A 15,827-nucleotide genomic window follows, 5' to 3' on the forward strand; every position below is an offset into this window, starting at 1 on the left:
TCTATGATTCATTGTTGCCCGGAAGTAGAGAGAATAGTCAGAAGATTGGCCGTTTCTTTCAAAGAAATGAAAAGGAATGCCTGTAATCCATAGACGTCCAGGGCGGGTCCACGGTGATTACCCACTCGCTGTCTCCGGACTGCACCATATACTGCTTCGCTCCAAGCTGCTCCATCAAATCGCCCGCAGCTACCCAGATCGTGCCTTCATTACTCTCCATTAAGGCATGTACCGAGTGTCCACTTTGCTCATGCAAACGCTTGGACGTCATTGTGCCCATGGCTGGATTGATCTGCACGATTCGATCCTTCCACCAGGTGGTAGCGGTACCTGCAGCCTGATCCCAACTAATGCTTCCTCCCAGCTTGTTGATATAAGTGCGTAGAGGAACAAGCACATTCTGGTCTTTAACGCGATATTCATCCGGCTGAAGGTTGACGGTCATGTATCCCAGCTCGATCTTCAGCGGTTTGGCTGAAGCCCACTGCGATGCGTTTGCGTCCACGTGTTTGGCAATCCAGGCAGCATCTGGAGAAGGTCTATTTTTAAATTTCGCCGCAGGTTTGACCTGGAATTGCACAGGCTCATCCGAAGACTGCATGACTTCAAAGCGATACCCCTGCTGCTTGTAATATTGAATAACATCCGGCAGAGCCTTCACCGTTTCGGCATGTGCTCCTCCGTCATGCATCAGAACCAGTGCATTTGACGTTCCTGCCGGGACCGCTGTAGCATGAGCGACAATTTCGGCAGCAGGCACATTTCGCCGCTTGGAGTCGCCGCTGTCCACGTTCCAGTCCATGACAGCGTATCCTCCCCTTTTTAACAGGTCAAAATAAGTATAGTCAAAGTGGCCATAGGTTCCTCCAGGTGCTCTGACCAGTGCAGGCCGAATGCCAATAATGCTGTGAATGATATCCTCCGTGCGTTTGATCTGCTGCCAGAAGGATGGATAATTCCGATACAGCTCGCTATATTCATGGTTATATGTATGATTGCCGATAGCATGTCCTTCCCGGTGAATTCGTTTTATCATTTCAGGCTTCCGCTCCGCTTGCTGTCCCAACACAAAAAAGGTGGCCTTCACCCCGGCATCACGTAAAATATCCAGCACCTCCGGCGTATGTTTGCCGGGTCCATCGTCAAAACTCAGGTAGACCACCTTGTGTGTCTTATCGTTTTTTGCCGCCGCTGCGGCAGATGATGCGCCAGCTCCAAGCATGCCTGTCAACAGTATTACAGTGAGTAAACAGCCTATGGACAGACGCTGCCACATGCGCACTTTTTCACAGACAAATGAAGCATGTTGATCAAGCTGCCCGTTCCGTTCCATCCACAATTGCGACCCGTACGCCATGTATGAATCAACCTCCAGCACTCTAGTGATTTTGCTGATAGACTTCAGCAGATTTGTTAGAATTATATGGAGGCGGATCGCAAAAAAGACTCATTTGAACGATAATTTTGCAATATTTGTTGCCGCTTGCTGCATACAGGAATTGATTCTTGTCCAACATTTCGGTAGCATTAGAAAATAACGAACATATAGGGGCGCGGGGCAGTGAATAGCGCCTGTCTGATGTATTTGAGGACGCCGGGAGTGTGAACCTATTGGAACTACTTGAGAAGATCCAGCAGTTGTTCGGGTCTTACGGATATAGCGTAATGTTTTTTGGTCTGCTGCTGGAGTTTATCGCCCTCCCCTTTCCTGGAGAAACGACAATGGCATATGCAGGATATTTATCGTACAGAGGACAGCTGGACTTCGGCACACTTGTTATACTCGCCTTTCTTGGAACGACCATAGGCATGACGATTACGTATTTCATCGGAGCCCGAACGGGGCTTCCCTTTATTATGCGATATGGCAAATGGTTTTTCTTCAAGCCGGACAAGCTGGACAAAACACAGAAATGGTTTGCCAAATACGGCAACGGATTGATTTTTATCGGATACTTCATCCCCGGTGTTCGTCACTTCACGGGATACTTCTCTGGCATTGCTGCAATTCCGTTTCGCAAGTTTGCTCTCTATGCCTACTCTGGCGCCCTGTTCTGGGTGGTGCTGTTCCTTGGCATCGGCAAACTGTTCGGCCCTGGCTGGAGTGCAATATTCCAGCTGGCTCACCAGTATACTGCTGTCATTCTTGCAGTCATTGGTGTAGTGCTGATCATCGCCGTGATCTATCGTTATCGTCGCAGCTTGTCTAGAAGCAATACTCGCAAAGCGGTAACCGTTCGCCAAAGACAAAAGCAAAATGCAGACTAGAAAGCACCTTATAGTCTGCTTCTTCCTGAAAGAAGTCGTGCTCTCACGGCTTCTTTTTTTTGTGGATTCATGACATACTGCGACCCCAGGCTCCCGCCAGAAAAGTAAACATTCTTTTTTTTCATAAACTGGAACACTCCCGGTCATACTACTTGCAAATATAGGATGATTGAGGAGGGAAGCCCATGGCTGCGGATACACAGATTCAGCACGATACACAGCTTATTCACCCGAACCTGGAAGAAAATACAAAATACTGCAAAACGATATTGGGGAATAGCAATGACCTGATGATCCGCCCGCTGCAAAGCCTGCATAAGTGGCCCTCTGTATTGTTATACATCGACGGTCTTGTGGATGTACAGATTCTAAACCTTGCCATTCTGCAACCTCTGCTGCAGGAGCGCAGCTTGCCTGATTTTTCTGCAGATGACGAGCATCTGTCCTACATTCAGAATGATATTCTCACGGCCAGTGAAGTGCTCTATATCGACAATATGGATGATGTTACGGAGGCGCTATTGGCTGGTGATGCGATTCTGCTGCTGGAGGGCTCCTCGCGGGGACTCAAGATTGGAGCTGCGGGCTGGGAGGACCGTCCGGTTGGCGAGCCCATTTCACAAACGGTTGTACGTGGCCCGATGGAGGGGTTCACTGAAAACCTGCGCACGAATACCGCTCTGCTTCGTAAACGGATTCGTGACCCTCAATTGTGGATTGAAGAGCGAATCATTGGACGTGTTACAAAGACTCGTGTAGCTGTTGCCTATCTGGAGCACACCGTTAACGTGGAGGTTGTAGAGGAGCTTCGCAGAAGACTGGACCAGATTGATATTGATGGCATTTTGGAGAGCGGCTATATTGAGGAGCTGATTCAGGACAAAACGATGACCATTTTCCCAACGGTGTATAATAGCGAACGCCCCGATACGGTATCGGCTGCCCTGCTTGAAGGGCGAGTTGCCATTATCGTGGACGGAACACCGTTTGTTCTGTTGGCCCCTGCCCTCTTCGTGCATTTCTTCCAATCTCCCGAAGACTATTACCAAAGGGCTGACATCAGTACACTCGTTCGCATGCTGCGATATTTATCCTTTCTGATCGCCATGCTCGCACCTTCCTTTTATATTGCCATTACGACCTATCATCAGGAGATGCTGCCCACCAACCTGTTGATCAGCCTGGCTGCCCAGCGTGAAGGTGTGCCCTTTCCCGCCTTTATTGAAGCGGTTCTGATGGAATTAACATATGAAATTTTGCGAGAAGCAGGCATTCGTATTCCGAAAACGGTCGGGCAGGCTGTATCCATTGTCGGAACACTGGTCATCGGACAGGCTGCCGTTGATGCAGGTGTTGTCTCGGCAGCAATGGTGATTATCGTGTCCATTACGGCAATCTCCAGTTATGTCATTCCGGAGAACGGATTATCGATTTCCGTGCGCATTTTACGTTTTGTTCTAATGATGCTTGCCGCTGCCTTTGGATTCTACGGTATTTTGCTTGTATTGCTCATTACGCTGACTCATCTTTGCAGCTTGCGGTCTTTTGGTGTCCCCTACATGTCGCCATTTGCACCATTCATTCAAAATGATCTGAAGGATACGCTGTTCCGTGTGCCTTGGTCCCATATGAAAACACGTCCATTGTCCTCCGGCACATCCAACGTCACTCGACAAGTAACTAAAAAAACGAAGCGATAGTGTAGTCAGGAGAAAAAAGTGATGAAGAAATATCTGCTCATGCTGCTGTCTATTGTGATCATCATGCCGATGTTAAGCGGCTGCTGGGATCGTCAGGAGTTAAATCAGCTCGGGATTGTGCTGGGTCTTGGGGTAGACAAGGACGGAGACCGGATCAAAGTCAGTGCGCAGGTGGTGGTGCCCAACGAGGTTTCCTCCAGAGCTCGGGGTGGCAAGGGGACTCCCGTGACCCAATATCAAGCCACCGCCCGTACGCTGCTTGAGGCGATTCAGAAGCTTACCGAGACCAGTCCGCGCGCTATTTTTCTTTCCCATGTACGGGTACTCGTTTTCGGTGAGGCGTTCGCACGAGAGGAAGGCATTTATGACATTGTTGAGGCACTGATGCGAGAGCCTAGTGCAAGACCAGACTATTATGTCATGGTTGCACGCAAAACAACTGCTTCGCAAATACTGGATATGTTGACACCGCTGGATAACCTTCCTGCGGAGAAGCTGTTCAATGCACTCGATATTTCATCCAAAAGCTGGGCTCCGACAACGACCGTAACAACCGATAAGCTGATGCAATACATTCTCACTCCCAGCATGTCCCCGGTTATTACCGGAGTCGAGATTAACGGAGATCCTGTGATTGGTGGAGAAGCGAAAAATATCGAATCCATCAAGTCCCCAGCTACTCTTCATTTCAGCGGCCTGAGTGTGTTTAAGAAGGATAAGCTTGTTGGATGGCTTGATGAGAACCATTCGAAAGGATATAACTACATTCGCGACAATGTGAAATCAACCATTGGTGCCGTGAACTGCCCGGGAGGGGGATATGTCACCTTAAAAACACTTCGTACCTCTACCAAACACAGTGTCAAAATGGTCAATGGCGAGCCTCAAATCAGGATTAAGGTTGACAATGTATCTACTGTCGGCTCCGTCGAATGTGATATGGAGATTGGCTCGATGACAGCCATTAAGGAAATAGAGCAGATTGCGCAGGAAAGAATCGTTGAACTGATGAAAGAAACCGTCAGTCAGGTGCGCAGAAAATACCATGTCGATATTTTCGGTTTTGGACAGGATATCTATCATAAATACCCCAAGCTTTACAAAAAAGAAGAACAATCCTGGGACGACTATTTTATGAATCTGGATATCAAGTACGAGTCTAATGTGCAGATTCGGCGGATCGGTACGCTGGATAACTCATTTAACAAAAAAGCCAAGGAGTGAGGACAAGTGCTGCTTTCCATTACAGTTGTGGTTGTTGGGTGCCTTATGGGGGTGATTGATTTACCCAAGCTGTTTAAGCGCAAGGAATGGAAAGAAGTGATTGTGTATTCTGTCCTGCTGCTAACCGGCGTTTTTTTTGGGATCATTGCCGTTAATTTATGGGAGTTTCCAAGCCCCCTCTACATTATTATCTGGATCTACAAACCCGTTAATCAATTACTCGCCTATATCACAGGAAGCTAGCTCAAGGGAGTTGACACACTATGCCGGAGCATGGGCGGCTCGGAATAAGACAACTAACGATCCTAACCATTATGACCATTGTTGGCGACATGATGATGATCTACCCTTCGGTCATCGCGAACTATTCCGGCCAAAATGCCTGGCTCAATGCATTCATAGGTATTCCGCTTGGTATGGGATTAATGTATCTGTATGTGAAACTGGCGGATACCTACCCAGGCGAAAATCTGTTTGGCATTTTGCGGAACATCCTCGGGTATTGGCCAGGAACCCTCGTATCGCTGTTTTACCTTATGTATTTTATATTTGGCTCGTCGACACAAGCACGAGTTGTCGGGGATTTTATGACCAGTGAGATATTTTTGCTTACTCCGATTCGCGTTGTGCTTCTTATTTTTTTCATTGTCATTGGATGGGGGATATTCAACGGTCTGGAGACGATTGGACGAAGCGGTGAGATTTTATTGCCAATTGTGACCGTATTTATGTTTATTCTGGTCATCTGCTTGCTTCCGCAGACTGACCACAAACAGCTCCTGCCATTTACAGATACAACCATGAAGCAAATTACGGAAGGGCTTCTGGTCAGTTTCATCTATCCCGTTGGTGAAGCGATCCCCATTCTGATGCTTATACCCTACGTTAACCAAGAGGCCCATCGTACACGCGACCTTGTCATAGGCGCAGGCTTCGGCAATTTCCTAATGGCTGTTCTGGTTACGACATCTATGCTGGTTATGGGCCTTTTCCTTACCCAGCACAATATTTTTGGCTCCTTTGTGTTATCCCAGAAGATCAACATCGCAAACTTTTTTCAACGTATTGAGGTGCTGATGGCCTCATCCTGGCTGATCTCTACCTATTTTAAAAGCACCATCTACCTCTATGCCTTCATCATCGGTACGGCAGAACTGTTTGGCTTCAAAACCTCAAGGTTTCTCGTTTTACCTTCGGTTCTGATCGCCTTTGCTCTTTCTAATATTGTATCACCTACGATAACCTTTATCGTTACTCTCGTCATTCCATACTGGCTGGATTGGGACATCACAATGTGTCTGATTTTCCCGGTTATGCTATTAATCATTCACCTGATCAAAAACAAGGTACGCTTCAAAAAAAATACGGTTTAAAGACTTTACACAAAGGAGCTCACCATCATGCTTATTCAGGAGAAGCTTACCATTCGGCAATTGTCAATCATTGCTTTTCTGGGCATCATTGGCGATATGATGTTGATCTATCCCACACTCATTGCCTATTCAGGCCATCAGGATGCCTGGATCTGCTCTCTCCTCTCACAAGTTTTGGGGTTGGGCATCTTATGGCTGATCTACAAAATGCATCAGATGTACCCCGGCCTCAGTCTGATTGAGATATGTTCGGAAGTGCTTGGTAAATGGATTGGTGCCATTTTGGCAGCAGGATACTTATTTTACTTTCTTATAGGGGCTGCAGTATGCATACGTGAAGTCGGTGATTTTATGACCACTCAGGTTTATCTTAGAACCCCGATACGGGCTATTATCCTTCTTTTTGTTGTCACATTAGGGTGGGCTGCACTTAAAGGACTAGGCACCTTCGGTCGAAGTGCTGAAATTCTTGCACCGTTCATTGTTCTAAGCCTGATTATACTGATCTGCTGTTTGCTGCCTAAGGCCGATTCTTCGAATCTGAAGCCTTTTCTCAATACTCCGCTCTTCTCATTTATTAACGGGATTGTACGGGGGGCCACCGTCTCTTATGGAGAACTTATCGTCATATCGATGTATCTCCCCTATGTTGCACATGGTGTACACAAACGTCGGGATATGTTCCTGGGAACATTACTCGGAGGGATTATGCTTACCTCATTTCTTCTCATCGGACTGCTGGTAGTGGGAGCTGAGCAGACACAGCATAACATCTACATATCGTATATTCTCGCGCAAAAAATAAATATCGGTGACTTCATTCAACGAATTGAAGCCCTGATCGCGACAGCCTGGCTTGCCTCCACCTTCATCAAAACGTTCCTTTACAGCTTCGGGTTCATTCTTGGCCTTGCGCAACTAACACGGATGAATTCCTACAAGCCACTGATCCTGCCAACCATGTTATTGTTATTTGCAATGTCTGTTGTCATTTCTCCAAATGCAATCTTCTACACCCTCACCATTATGTATGCGTGGTTCGATTGGGATTTTACGGTTAGCATCATCATTCCTGTCTTCCTGCTGCTTATCTCGCTTTTGAAAAGACGGTCCAAGCAGCAGCGCAGCGGCAAAGCCCTTTCTCATAAATAAACAGGCTGCATCGGAATGGACTCTGTCTCTGTCCATAGATGCAGCCTGTTTGTCAGAAGTCTAGAGCCCTTTTACTGTCTCCAGTGCTTCTTCAATATGCCCCTTCACACGTACCTTGGTCCACTGCTTGATCAATTTGCCCTCTTCGTCCAGCAGGAAGGTTGAACGAACAATGCCCATGTATTCCTTGCCATACATCTTCTTCAGCTGCCACGCTCCAAACTGCTCGGCAACGACATGTTCCTCATCCGACAACAGGATGAAAGGTAATCCGTACTTGGCAATAAACTTGTCATGCTGCTTCATCGGATCGGTGCTGATGCCCAGAATGACCGTGTTCAGTCCTTGGAACTCCTCATGACGGTCACGGAAGTCACAGGCTTGCTGCGTGCAAGAAGAAGTCATGTCTTTCGGATAGAAGTAGACCAATACTCGTTTACCACGAAAATCGGATAATCTCACGGACTCTCCGGTGCTGGATGGCAGTTCGAAATCAGGAACTTGTACGCCTTCAGTTAAAGTCATTTTCAGATCCTCCTTCATATTTCTCGGTATGAAACCTTCGGAATTAACGTTTTGAAATCCTTTAAGTTCACTCTCTGAAAAATCCAGATATTCACGTTACGTTACCTGTCGGTGGTTATGAGCCCGCTCCCCGATACCGTTTCACTCCAAAGTTCCATAAGGTAAGCCCAATCGTTGCAAACACCAGTCCCATGACTGGGGTCAGCAGTGCCATGCGATGCATCTCGGCTCGATCCAGGAACAGAGCTGCTGGATAGATGCCAACAAAGGCAAACGGGATAATCCAGGTGAGCAGCACCTGAATCGCCCGGTTATAGATCGTTACAGGGTAACGTCCATATCCTTGAATGTTATACATCAGCGGCAAAATGCCAGTCGGCGCATCCGAATAAAAGGATAGCGATGTCAGTGTAGTGTAAATCCCCGCGTAGATCAGAACTGAACTGATCGCCAGAATGATTAATGCTGGAATATGCCACCATTCAAGCACCAGCCCCATCTCCGCACCGCTGATGATCATAATGATCAGACCGATGAATGAGCCCACAAGGGAGGGCGGGTCCACATTTTCCAGCAAAATCTGAAACAGATTGTGTGCCGGACGAGTCAGAATGCGATCCATCTCCCCTTTGACGATATACCGCTCACTGAACCCCCACAAATTGATGAAGCAGCTGAAGATACCGTATGGCACCATAAAGTACCCGTAAACAAACAACACTTCTGCCTCACTCCACCCGCCAAGATTGTCTGTATGACGGAAAACCACAAAGATAAAGATCAAATTGGTTGCCTGAAACAACAGATCCGAGATGATCTCCACCCAGAAGTCGGCACGGTACGTCAGACGTGTCTTCATGTAATTTTTTAAATATTCCCAGATCAGACCCATATAGTACATTCTCTTATCCCCCTTGCACGAACAGACGCTTGCGCGCCTGCCGCCAGATCAGTACCATCGGCAGCAGCAAAAGGACAAACCAGAGCACCTGAATACCGAGTACATTCCAGATACCCGTGCCCTCCACTCTGCCAGTGAAAACCGAGCCGGGCAAATACGTGATCGCCTGAAACGGCAGCACCTTCATGATCATGGACAACCAGTCCGGGTACAAGCTGATTGGAATGATGAGGCCCGAGAACAGATCGACTACCACACGTTTCATGCGCATCATGCCTTCGTTATTTTCTACGAAAAACGCGGCCAGTCCCGTAATGACATTAATCTGGGAATTAATAAGGAAACTGAAAAACAGCATGACCAGGAAACCAATCCACGCCGAAGGCGCTGTTGGAAGCTGCACAGGGAAAAGCAGAATCGCAATGAGCATGCCTGGAATCATCAGCAGCAGGAATCGGAAGATGCCTTCCCCAAGCCCCTGCATCATTTTGACCATCACATAGTTAATCGGTCGTATAAACTGAATCGCAATGGAGCCATCCCGAATGTCAGCTGCAATTTCCCGATCCAGGTTGTTAAAATAAAACGCACGCGCCATCCACGAGACAGCAACATACGTTGTCATCTGTGCCGCGGTAAAACCGCCAATCTCCCCGCTGCTTCCATAAATAGCTTGCCATGTAAAGTAATACACGCCAATATTCAGCGTATATATCAAAATGCCGGAATAATAATTGACTCGATACGCAAGCATCGTCAGAAAACGAATGCGCATGAAATCGATAAATGCACTGTTCATCCTAGGTAGCACCTACCGCTTCTTTATCTGCCGACACAATCTCCGGGCGCTCTGCCGAACCCGACTGGTAAATGCTGCGCACAATCTCATCCGTATTCGTCTCAATAATCTGAATGTCTGTAATATCTGCCTGACCCACCACACGTCCCAGCACATCTGACACGTTCAGCTCCAGCGGAATCCACACGGAAGCCGACAACTCATTCTCCACGGTCCAGCGAACAGGCATTGCAGCTGTCCATTCCTGCATCTGCGTGATGCTGTGGCCTGTGCCAAATTTGAAGCGAACCTCCCTCTCTGTGCCCCACTGGGACTTGAGATGATCCAGGCCACCGTCATAGATGATGCTGCCTGCATCCAGCATGATGACACGCGAACACAAGGCTTCGATATCCTGCAAGTCATGTGTCGTTAACAAAATGGTTGTACCATGCTGTTCATTCATGTCTTTCAGGAACTCGCGGATTTCAGACTTTACCACGATATCCAGCCCAATGGTCGGCTCATCCAGGAACACGATACCCGGGTTGTGCAGCAAGGCTGCCACCAGTTCACAGCGCATGCGCTGTCCAAGACTGAGCTTGCGCACCGGGCGATTCAGCAGCTCCTGCAGCTGCAGACGCTCAACGAGCTCATCCAGACGTTTGCGGAAATCCTGCTCTCCTACCCGGTACACTTTGCGCAGCAGATGGAAGGATTCAATCACGCCGATATCCCACCATAGCTGGCTGCGCTGCCCAAATACCACACCAATATTTTTGACAAACTTCTCACGTTCCTGATATGGAACATATCCACCTACTGATATATGCCCGGATGTAGGCACCAAAATGCCGGTTAACATCTTGATCGTTGTTGATTTGCCGGCACCGTTCTCTCCAATATATCCGCATATTTCGCCCTGCGGTATCTGAAATGAAATATCATTCACAGCCAATACTTCCTGGTATTGACGTTTGAACAGATCCTGAAACGCGCCCTTTAGCCCGCCACGGCTTTTCTGGACGTTAAACGACTTACGCAAGTCTTTGACATCAATCGCCAGCATGATTATACCTCACTTGGATTTTGTTGAAATTGCTTGTAGCCCAAAAAGAAATTATAATAGTAACAGTCAAAATTCAGCAAGCTATAAAAATAGTTCGAAGCGGCCTCCTCTGCCTTGTGTCTGGAGGGGAAGCGAACGGAAAGCTTCGACTGAACCGCAGCATCACATGTTTTGATGATCCGCAACTTTACACGTTCTGAACTCGTTTATTTTTTATCTCAAATACAAAGGAGCGCTAGCATGACCAGAAAGACGAAGAGGACCATATGGATCTCTCTCGCCGCCTTCGTGTTAATTGTCGGTGGTGTCGTGTCCTACTATTTCGGTTCTATTCTTAATCAGTTGGATGGTTTGCAGAAAAAAGGCGAGGACTCGCCATTTGCCAATATTGAAAATGTGGAGAAAGTGAACACACCTGATCCGCCAAAATGGGAAGGCACCGAAACCGTTAATATATTGGTGATGGGTGTCGATGCACGCGGTCTGAAAAAGGGTGAAGTGCCCCGTTCCGACAGCATGATGGTGGTTTCGCTTGACCCGTTGACCAAAAAAATCAATCTTTTCTCCATTCTGCGTGACACTTACGTGAATATCGACGGATACGGTAAAGACCGGATTAATACAGCGATTACGCATGGCCCAAATGTCGCAATGGAGGCGGCGAGCGACCTGCTCGGTATCCCTGTCCAGTATTATGTGTATACCGATTTCCAAGGATTCATCAAATTGGTCGATGCCGTTGGCGGTGTAGACTTTGATGTCGAGAAGGACATGCATTATACAAGTAAAGCGGACAACAACGAGTATGATATTGATCTGAAAAAAGGATACCAGCATCTCGACGGCAAAACAGCCTTGATGTACGTTCGTTTCCGTCATGATGCGATGTCTGACTTCGCTCGTTCCGAGCGTCAGCGTGAGCTGCTGAAAGCTGTAACAGCGAAGATGCAGTCTACCACAACGATCGCAAAGCTGCCTTCCATTCTTGAGCAAGTAAGCCCGTATGTAGACACCAACCTTACGCTTTCCGACATGTGGAAGCTGGGCGGACTTGGGTACCAAAGCAGCATGAATGGCAGTGAACAGGTTCCACCAATGAATCTGTTAAAAGAAGAGCGTACACCTGGCGGTGCTCAAGTGTTGTCTGTAACCAGTGAAGAAAAGCTGAAACAGCATGTGCAGGATATCATTCACCCGCCAGCCCAGACAGAAGAACCGCAAAGCAAGGAAGACAAAACAGCCAGCGGGGATGAAAAAAATTCACAGCAGCCGGCGCAATAGACACCTCATGTGAAACATCATTTTTTTGAGTAAGAGTCTATGTCCAAGCTAACTTGGTAATTGTAATTATTGTTTCAACTATTCCTGTAAGTCATGCTCCAAACCTATATTAAGGCAGCACTAAACGTAATCATGAACAGGTAGTTATCGTCTGTAACGATATCGTTTATAACACAGCCATGAACGGATTCAATCTCGAAAGGGCAGCCTAGATGCTGCCCTTTCGCTATGCCAGAACGCAAAAGTATGCGAAAATAATCATATCCTTCCAATGTGATGATCATATAAACTTTGGAACTACAAAAGGAAAGGAAGTTATCTTTTATGAATCCACGTACGAACTCTGAGTTGTTATATACAGAAGCCCTGCAGCATATTGTAGGCGGCGTAAACAGCCCGTCCCGCTCGTTCAAGGCAGTAGGCGGCGGTGCACCCGTTTTTATGAAAAAAGCACAAGGTGCTCACTTCTGGGATGTTGACGACAACAAGTACATTGATTATCTCGCGGCGTATGGTCCGATTGTGACTGGACATGCTCACCCTCATATCACCAAAGCCATTGCCGAGGCTGCTGCAAATGGTGTGCTGTACGGTACACCAACCGAGCTTGAAATCAAACTTGCCAAAATGCTCAAAGAAGCCATTCCGTCCATGGACAAGGTTCGATTTGTCAACTCGGGTACGGAAGCCGTTATGACAACGATTCGAGTGGCGCGCGCCTATACGAAGCGTAATAAGATTGTAAAATTTGCCGGATGTTATCACGGTCACTCCGACCTTGTTCTCGTAGCCGCCGGTTCCGGTCCTTCTACGCTTGGCATTCCCGACAGCGCCGGTATCCCGACCAGCATTGCGCATGAGGTCATTACCGTTCCGTATAACGATCTCGAAGGTTTGAAGGAAGCGCTCGAACGCTGGGGTGACGATGTGGCTGCCGTTATGGTGGAGCCGATTGTGGGCAATTTCGGCATGGTTATGCCGGAGCCTGGCTTCCTTGAAGGTCTCTGTGCAATGACACGTGCGAACGGCTCTCTCGTCATCTATGACGAGGTTATTACCGCGTTCCGCTTCCATTACGGTTCCACGCAGACCTATGCAGGACTGGCTAATCATGCGGAGATTGAACCCGACCTTACGGCACTGGGCAAAATCATTGGCGGCGGCTTGCCGATCGGCGCGTATGGCGGCCGTAAACATGTGATGGAGCAGGTTGCTCCGCTCGGCCCGGCATATCAAGCCGGAACGATGGCAGGTAACCCTGCGTCCATCTCGGCAGGTATTGCCTGCCTTGAGGTGCTGCAAGGCGCTGGCGTATATGAAGAGATGGAACGCCTCGCCATTGATCTGACGGCTGGCCTCCAGGCTTCGGCCGACCGGCATGGCATCGATCTGACGATCAACCGCATTCGCGGTGCGTTCTCCACGCATTTCTGCAATCATCCCGTGACGAACTACGATCACGCTCAAGATACGGATGGCGAACGCTTCGCGTCCTTCTTCCGCCACATGCTGAACCGCGGCATCAACCTCGCACCATCGAAGTATGAAGCCTGGTTCCTGACCACGGCTCATACCGATGAAGATATTGCTACTACGCTGGAAGCCGCAGAAGCTTCCTTTAAAGCTATGGCACAGGAGTAACATAGAGCCATTCTGTAGTTGGGATGAATAAAATTAATATTTGACACATTGCTGGTGGGGGCAGGTTAATAAATTGTACGGAATAAAAAGGGTTAAAGAGTACAATTTATTAACCGCACAGGATGCACAAAAACGGTTAAAGAAGCTATTTGCTGAGATACCATTTTTAGAGCCTCTCCTGAGTTCTTTAAACTCATCTATATCACTAATATGATCAAGAGTTACGACCCACAGTTTCGTTAAGGCAACGGAGGGGAAAAGTATCTCTCCTAGAATAAATCTTTTATTAAAATATTCTAATTCGTCCTGGATATAACATTCGAGCTATATATCCACTAATTTCTCACACACTAAAATGTAACTATAGTTTGAACCTCTAAGTATTGAAATTACTTAATATTATTCTTTACAATTCTCTCTTTGCTATTTTTTCAAGTTAAAAAGCGAAAAGCCATACACCAGAGATGTACAGCTCTAAAGAAACTGAAGCTCCTTCATTATTCTATTCTTTTCTCTGCATGTTTATTTATTATTAGTTCTAACAAACCAAGCCTAAGTGATTGCATAACATCTTCTTTGGGCATTTTAATGTACTTTGCAAGCTGTTCCATTTCGCATTCAAATATATCTACTATTTCCATAAAGGCCTGTTTATCACCTGCTCTAGCCTTTTTGACTAATTCTAAGAACTTAGCTTCATTGACAACTTCTTTAAGGTCTTCCTTTTCCATTTGTTCACCGCCTGTTGTGATATTTGAAGCTCAAACGCAACTTCTTTTTCGGATTTCCCTTCTAAGTAAATGGAATTGATTATTCTTTTGCCAACTTCGTTATCGATTAGGTTAAGTACATCTTGAACAAATAACCTTGAAACTGAAGAATCTTCAAATGATTCAATAGATTTGATATCATATACCATACCTAACTCTTTGTTAGCAGACACTTTACAACGGTATTGCAGTCTCCAAGCTATTTTCTTCAGTTCAGAACTATACATTTCTTTTGTCATTTCCATTTAAATCACCCCTCTATAATTAAAGGCGATATACGGAAGAAATTTACAACTTACAAAAGTGAAATTTATTAATATTTTCACTTTTTCATGTATATTTCAGCCATCTAAAAGTGGTAAAGTATCCATTTTCCCCCTAGATATGGGGATGAGGAATATTGATATGGGCATTGGAGCCCTAGTTCAATGGATTCCAAACTTTGGGTTTTCAATTGTAATAATTAAAAGAGCACTTTCCTTTCACCTCACTCCCTCCCTCTTAGTTTTAGTTCCTAAGTGAAACTTTAACTTAGAACTGCTTGAACTATAATTTTTTGGAATATATGGCGTTTTTGTATTTATAGCGTTTACGATGAATTAATGTAATTAGTTTCATTACAATATTGTTAGCCATTTATGTCACATCTTTAAACTTTCATAATGAACCTACATAAGAAGTTTTGCAGAGATGTTAGACAATGTCAGCGTAGCTCTTACATCAGTAAAGTCAAAATTAAACTCCAAATGGTTGGGAATGATTGTCAAACCCATTTCTACTGTTCCTTTGAAAAGGATTTGTGAGCCGTTGGACAATACTACGAAAAAAGGGTAGTCTCCTTTTTGAACTAATTATGAAATACGGTTGTTATTCGATGTTACAAATTACCTTATAAGCGAGAGAGATGATACATACACCGTTCGAATGTGGAGCCATTCAAGTGTTTGTAAACTCCATCATTTCAGCTCAATATACTAATGGAGGCGTTTAACAATGGGTTATCACATTATTGCAAATTTTCCATCCAATCGTGACTACAAGGGTACTTTGAAAGTATATTCTGACAATGGGGATTTGGTTTTCGGCCCTGTTGAGGCTCTAGGCCGTGGTTCAAATGACTCAAAGAACGGGAATGATCACACCAA

At 46.3% G+C, this 15,827-nt stretch carries 15 protein-coding genes; 8 read left to right on the top strand and 7 right to left on the bottom strand.

The annotated features are described in order from the left end of the window. Positions 1-58: 58 nt before the first annotated feature. Positions 59-1,357: a polysaccharide deacetylase family protein gene (locus IEW26_RS27055; protein ID WP_188594652.1), complete on the bottom strand. Its 1,299-nt coding sequence runs from the start codon at positions 1,355-1,357 to the stop codon at positions 59-61. Positions 1,358-1,611: 254 nt separating this feature from the next. Here IEW26_RS27055 and IEW26_RS27060 point away from each other — a divergent pair, with 254 nt between their 5' ends. The 6 genes from IEW26_RS27060 to IEW26_RS27085 all read left to right on the top strand — a co-directional run bounded on the left by IEW26_RS27060 (position 1,612) and on the right by IEW26_RS27085 (position 7,717). After that, the gene (locus IEW26_RS27060; protein WP_188594653.1) at positions 1,612-2,268 is read left to right on the top strand and encodes a DedA family protein; all 657 of its coding nucleotides are present in this window, start codon (positions 1,612-1,614) and stop codon (positions 2,266-2,268) included. 185 nt (positions 2,269-2,453) lie between these two features. Beyond that, a complete protein-coding gene (locus IEW26_RS27065) occupies positions 2,454-3,968 on the top strand; it encodes a spore germination protein (protein ID WP_145406294.1) in 1,515 nt (504 codons plus the stop codon). A gap of 21 nt (positions 3,969-3,989) precedes the next feature. After that, positions 3,990-5,192, top strand: a complete 1,203-nt coding sequence (locus IEW26_RS27070; protein WP_188594654.1) for a Ger(x)C family spore germination protein — start codon at positions 3,990-3,992, stop codon at positions 5,190-5,192. A gap of 6 nt (positions 5,193-5,198) precedes the next feature. Next, positions 5,199-5,435, top strand: a complete 237-nt coding sequence (locus IEW26_RS27075; RefSeq protein WP_145406296.1) for a hypothetical protein — start codon at positions 5,199-5,201, stop codon at positions 5,433-5,435. Between the two features lie 20 nt (positions 5,436-5,455). Then, a complete protein-coding gene (locus tag IEW26_RS27080) occupies positions 5,456-6,565 on the top strand; it encodes a GerAB/ArcD/ProY family transporter (RefSeq protein ID WP_145406297.1) in 1,110 nt (369 codons plus the stop codon). 27 nt (positions 6,566-6,592) lie between these two features. Further along, the gene (locus IEW26_RS27085; RefSeq protein WP_188594655.1) at positions 6,593-7,717 is read left to right on the top strand and encodes a GerAB/ArcD/ProY family transporter; all 1,125 of its coding nucleotides are present in this window, start codon (positions 6,593-6,595) and stop codon (positions 7,715-7,717) included. Positions 7,718-7,777: 60 nt separating this feature from the next. Here the strand turns inward: IEW26_RS27085 and bcp are convergent, their stop codons facing one another. The 4 genes from bcp to IEW26_RS27105 all read right to left on the bottom strand — a co-directional run bounded on the left by bcp (position 7,778) and on the right by IEW26_RS27105 (position 10,990). Then, positions 7,778-8,242, bottom strand: a complete 465-nt coding sequence (gene bcp / locus IEW26_RS27090; RefSeq protein WP_188594656.1) for a thioredoxin-dependent thiol peroxidase — start codon at positions 8,240-8,242, stop codon at positions 7,778-7,780. Positions 8,243-8,357: 115 nt separating this feature from the next. Beyond that, a complete protein-coding gene (locus tag IEW26_RS27095) occupies positions 8,358-9,143 on the bottom strand; it encodes an ABC transporter permease (protein ID WP_145406300.1) in 786 nt (261 codons plus the stop codon). A gap of 4 nt (positions 9,144-9,147) precedes the next feature. Next, on the bottom strand, positions 9,148-9,942 hold the full coding sequence (locus IEW26_RS27100; RefSeq protein ID WP_111272107.1) for an ABC transporter permease: 795 nt from the start codon (positions 9,940-9,942) through the stop codon (positions 9,148-9,150). A gap of 1 nt (position 9,943) precedes the next feature. Continuing rightward, positions 9,944-10,990 carry an ABC transporter ATP-binding protein gene (locus tag IEW26_RS27105; protein WP_188594657.1) on the bottom strand — a complete coding sequence of 349 codons (1,047 nt, stop codon included), beginning with the start codon at positions 10,988-10,990 and terminating at the stop codon, positions 9,944-9,946. Positions 10,991-11,230: 240 nt separating this feature from the next. On the opposite strand from IEW26_RS27105, the gene IEW26_RS27110 reads away from it, so the two are divergent. Continuing rightward, complete coding sequence (locus IEW26_RS27110; protein WP_111272109.1) at positions 11,231-12,271, top strand: LCP family protein; 1,041 nt, start codon at positions 11,231-11,233, stop codon at positions 12,269-12,271. A 324-nt stretch (positions 12,272-12,595) separates the two neighbouring features. After that, positions 12,596-13,912, top strand: a complete 1,317-nt coding sequence (locus tag IEW26_RS27120; protein ID WP_188594659.1) for a glutamate-1-semialdehyde 2,1-aminomutase — start codon at positions 12,596-12,598, stop codon at positions 13,910-13,912. A 497-nt stretch (positions 13,913-14,409) separates the two neighbouring features. Here the strand turns inward: IEW26_RS27120 and IEW26_RS27125 are convergent, their stop codons facing one another. Further along, the gene (locus IEW26_RS27125; protein WP_188594660.1) at positions 14,410-14,643 is read right to left on the bottom strand and encodes a helix-turn-helix domain-containing protein; all 234 of its coding nucleotides are present in this window, start codon (positions 14,641-14,643) and stop codon (positions 14,410-14,412) included. Beyond that, entirely contained in the window at positions 14,595-14,927 is a 333-nt protein-coding gene (locus tag IEW26_RS27130) for a sigma factor-like helix-turn-helix DNA-binding protein (RefSeq protein WP_229730069.1), read from the bottom strand. The genes IEW26_RS27125 and IEW26_RS27130 overlap by 49 nt, the downstream gene beginning before the upstream one ends. Between the last annotated feature and the right edge of the window lie 900 nt (positions 14,928-15,827).

This window comes from Paenibacillus silvae, from assembly GCF_014639235.1.
GTDB lineage: Bacteria > Bacillota > Bacilli > Paenibacillales > Paenibacillaceae > Paenibacillus > Paenibacillus silvae.

Bases quoted from the DNA above. Each gene is read 5' to 3' on its own strand.
- IEW26_RS27125 (WP_188594660.1), bottom strand. From the start codon at position 14,643: ATGGAAAAGGAAGACCTTAAAGAAGTTGTCAATGAAGCTAAGTTCTTA.
- IEW26_RS27070 (WP_188594654.1), top strand. From the start codon at position 3,990: ATGAAGAAATATCTGCTCATGCTGCTGTCTATTGTGATCATCATGCCG.
- IEW26_RS27130 (WP_229730069.1), bottom strand. From the start codon at position 14,927: ATGGAAATGACAAAAGAAATGTATAGTTCTGAACTGAAGAAAATAGCT.
- IEW26_RS27100 (WP_111272107.1), bottom strand. From the start codon at position 9,942: ATGAACAGTGCATTTATCGATTTCATGCGCATTCGTTTTCTGACGATG.
- IEW26_RS27080 (WP_145406297.1), top strand. From the start codon at position 5,456: ATGCCGGAGCATGGGCGGCTCGGAATAAGACAACTAACGATCCTAACC.
- IEW26_RS27110 (WP_111272109.1), top strand. From the start codon at position 11,231: ATGACCAGAAAGACGAAGAGGACCATATGGATCTCTCTCGCCGCCTTC.
- IEW26_RS27065 (WP_145406294.1), top strand. From the start codon at position 2,454: ATGGCTGCGGATACACAGATTCAGCACGATACACAGCTTATTCACCCG.
- IEW26_RS27120 (WP_188594659.1), top strand. From the start codon at position 12,596: ATGAATCCACGTACGAACTCTGAGTTGTTATATACAGAAGCCCTGCAG.
- IEW26_RS27055 (WP_188594652.1), bottom strand. From the start codon at position 1,357: ATGGCGTACGGGTCGCAATTGTGGATGGAACGGAACGGGCAGCTTGAT.
- bcp (WP_188594656.1), bottom strand. From the start codon at position 8,242: ATGACTTTAACTGAAGGCGTACAAGTTCCTGATTTCGAACTGCCATCC.
- IEW26_RS27095 (WP_145406300.1), bottom strand. From the start codon at position 9,143: ATGTACTATATGGGTCTGATCTGGGAATATTTAAAAAATTACATGAAG.
- IEW26_RS27105 (WP_188594657.1), bottom strand. From the start codon at position 10,990: ATGCTGGCGATTGATGTCAAAGACTTGCGTAAGTCGTTTAACGTCCAG.
- IEW26_RS27085 (WP_188594655.1), top strand. From the start codon at position 6,593: ATGCTTATTCAGGAGAAGCTTACCATTCGGCAATTGTCAATCATTGCT.